This is a genomic window from Candidatus Izemoplasma sp. (assembly GCF_982632705.1).
This window is the reverse complement of the sequence record NZ_CEXEES010000052.1, coordinates 7,790-10,959: the sequence shown is the minus strand read 5'-3', so window position 1 is coordinate 10,959 and position 3,170 is coordinate 7,790. Positions and strand designations below refer to the sequence as shown.

General features: G+C 32.4%; 3 protein-coding genes. All 3 read right to left on the bottom strand.

The annotated features are described in order from the left end of the window. On the bottom strand, window positions 1-657 hold a 657-nt coding region (locus AC2LE6_RS07020), incomplete at its 3' end, for a HesA/MoeB/ThiF family protein (protein WP_484478556.1). Window positions 658-745: 88 nt separating this feature from the next. Continuing rightward, window positions 746-1,039: a hypothetical protein gene (locus tag AC2LE6_RS07015; protein WP_484478555.1), complete on the bottom strand. Its 294-nt coding sequence runs from the start codon at window positions 1,037-1,039 to the stop codon at window positions 746-748. Window positions 1,040-1,044: 5 nt separating this feature from the next. Beyond that, on the bottom strand, window positions 1,045-3,170 hold a 2,126-nt coding region (locus tag AC2LE6_RS07010), incomplete at its 5' end, for an immunoglobulin-like domain-containing protein (protein WP_484478554.1).

The following is a 3,170-nucleotide window of genomic DNA, read 5'->3' as shown; positions in this document are numbered from 1 at the left end:
ACTTAGTAAGTCTATTAATAGTAGTTTGTTTATTGTTGTTTGATCAGAACCTTGAATCATCTTTAAAAACTCTGATACCATATAAGAAGCTGTGGCAGCTGGAGTAAATGATGGATTATGTAATTCTGATTCTAATCCTGCTTCATTATCTTGATACGTATCTTTAATCAGATTACATCCTGGAAGTATCCAACCAATCTGTCCGTACCACCCAGCACAAGCACCGTGTAACACAGGGATATCTAGTTTAGAACCAAGTTCTGAAATGTATATCTTTGTTTTTGGGTTGTCTACTGCGTCTATTATGTAATCGAATTTTAAAAGAATATCTGGATCAATATTTTGAATTTTGTCTGTGTGATTCTCGATATTCACATCATTGTTTATATCTAACAATTCTTTCTTTAATATATCAACCTTGTATTTACCAATTGTGTTTTTATTTGAAAACAATTGTCTATTTAGATTTGATTCATCAAATGTATCATAATCAACTAGTGATAGGTTTTTAACTCCTAAACGAGTTAATAGATTAGATACATTTCCACCAAGACCACCAACACCAACAATCAATACATTTATTGATTGCAGTCTTAAAAAGTCTTTATCATTCATTACACCAAAATTCTTACTAAATTGATTTGGAATGTCTATCACAGAATCACCTCTATATATATTTTAATCTATTTGTTTTATTTATACAAATAAGGATTAAAAAAGGACCATATATCTGGTCCTTTTAATGTTATCCTATTTCAATAAATGTACCTGCAATACCGAAATACTTGTGCGTGGTACCATCAAAATCAGTAAAAGTTGTAACTGTAAATATAATATAATCATCTTCCTCAGATAAAGTCTCAACTGCTAAATTAACAAAGGACTCAAGAAACAAATCTTCAACGATGTTCCCAGTGGTCATTTCTTCAGTGAGATGTTCTTTAAAATCTTGGCTATCTGGTTTTGTAGCTAATAAAATGACAAATATAATTACTAGAAACATCCAACTGTTACTTTTCTTTTTATTGTTTTTATTCATTATAATTACTCGTTTATATAATCAAGAATATCTTGCTTGGTTAGAGCCCACGCAGGAATTTCTAAAATACCAAGAGCGTCTTTGTTTGTTTCTAAGTTTCCTATAACAGTTTCAACATCAACACTGAAGTTTTCAGTAAATACTGGATGTGGGCTAAGTAAATCAGTCTGATCAGTTGCCCATTCTCCATCGATTCTTAAAACCCATGTAGGTGATACTAGTTCAGTATATTCTTCTGATAACGAATCATACTCCACTACCTTATAGTTCTTAACCTCAATTTTACCTAGTACATCTTCATCAAAAGTTTGAGTACCATTTATAGTGTATTCTCTTGTAGTAAATACAAAACCAGATTCCTCTAATTCAATTTGGTTTATACCAGAAAACTGAGTTAGGAACCATCTTGCTTTTGTTGTACCAAGAGGACTATTTGGTGTAAAGTCTTCATACTCAAATATTAATTCATAATTAGCATCTAAAACCTGAATATTGATACTTCCTGTTAAGTCGTTTTCATAAAATAAACTTGTATAGTCTTCATACGTTTCAAAATATATTCTTCTTACCATACTTGCTTCATCTTTAAAACTGTATCCTTGGATTCCATCATCTTCAAATGTATACGAGTTCAAGTATGTAACACTCACTCCATTCACTTCTATAGTCTTCACTTCTTGAAGTGAGACAACATTAGAAAGGTTTCTAACAATTGTGTAATCCCATGCTGCGAATGAAGTACTGAATGCTATATTGTATTCGAACTCACCTAGTATACCAAGTTTATCGATTGTAATTTCAAACACCACTACTTCTCCTAAAACTGTACCCGTAGCATTCACTACGTATTGAGATTCAGTGTTTTTGGCTAATGAGAAAGTAAATCCACCTGCTTCATACTCAGTATCAAAATCAGTTATACTTGTAAGGGCTGGCAAGATTGCAGCTAAGTATCCACTTATATCTCCATAAGATCCGTTATATGTATTAACAACATCTAAGAACTTGTCAGATGTTACTTGATTGAAGTCTGTAAAATATATAATATCTCCATCTTCCATATAACCATTTCCACCTGCACCAACATTTGGTACTAACCCATTATGTACTCCAATGTTTGTGTAGATGATTGATGGAGGAACATGACTAAATGTATTTGATAGATTCAGGATCATGTCTAATTCTTCACTATCTAATCCAACTAATTCTATCACTGCATTCACAGTTATATCTCCAGATGTTTCATTTCCTGAACTATCTGTAACAGTCAGTGTTAATGCATACTCCCCAGGTAGTAAGAAATTCTCAATATTAAAATCATATGTAATAGAATCAATAACGTCACCGTCATAATCATCGATTGCAGTTACTATGTTATCTATACCAGGGAACCCATCACCTATTGTATAACTAATTGTTCCAAATATATCTAGTACAGGTGCTTGTGTATCGACAACGTTTACAGTTAGAATTTTGTCAACAGCTTCATTTCCTGATGAATCAACTGCAGAATATGTAACGGTATATGTTCCAAGTACATCTACATTTATGTTAGATTCAACAGATGTAGTGACTTCTTCACTAGAGTTATCAGTTACAAGTGGAGCAATTAACTCATACCCTGTCCCATATTCTATAGAAATTGTCACATCATCTATATTAGTAATTACTGGTATTGTTGTATCTTCTACTGTAATCGTCCAAACAACATCTACAGCTTCGTTTCCAGAACTATCTGTTCCAGACCAAGTTACTGTATAAACACCTGGTACATCAGAATCTAAATTCGAAACAACTGTAGCGTTTTTATTAACATCATAGTTATCTTCAACTGTACCCGTTACTATGTCAAATACTATACCAGCTTCGATTGTAGATGAACCATTTACAACACCTGTTATTACTGGTGCTTCAGTATCGACTATATTCACTGTAATATCAATCGTACTTACATTATCTGAATCGTCATTCGCTTGAATGGTAAATGTATATTCTCCTAAAACATCAAAATTGATATCATGTATATGCACAACAGTTGGACTATCATCTGTATCATCAGATACTGTTGCATTCACCGGTAAATCAAAATCAGTAACTCCATACTCTAAATCAAACTCTAAATCTCCTGTAT

What these genes read in the sequence shown, in the direction of transcription:
- AC2LE6_RS07015 (WP_484478555.1), bottom strand. Translation starts at nt 1,039, where the DNA reads ATGAATAAAAACAATAAAAAGAAAAGTAACAGTTGGATGTTTCTAGTA.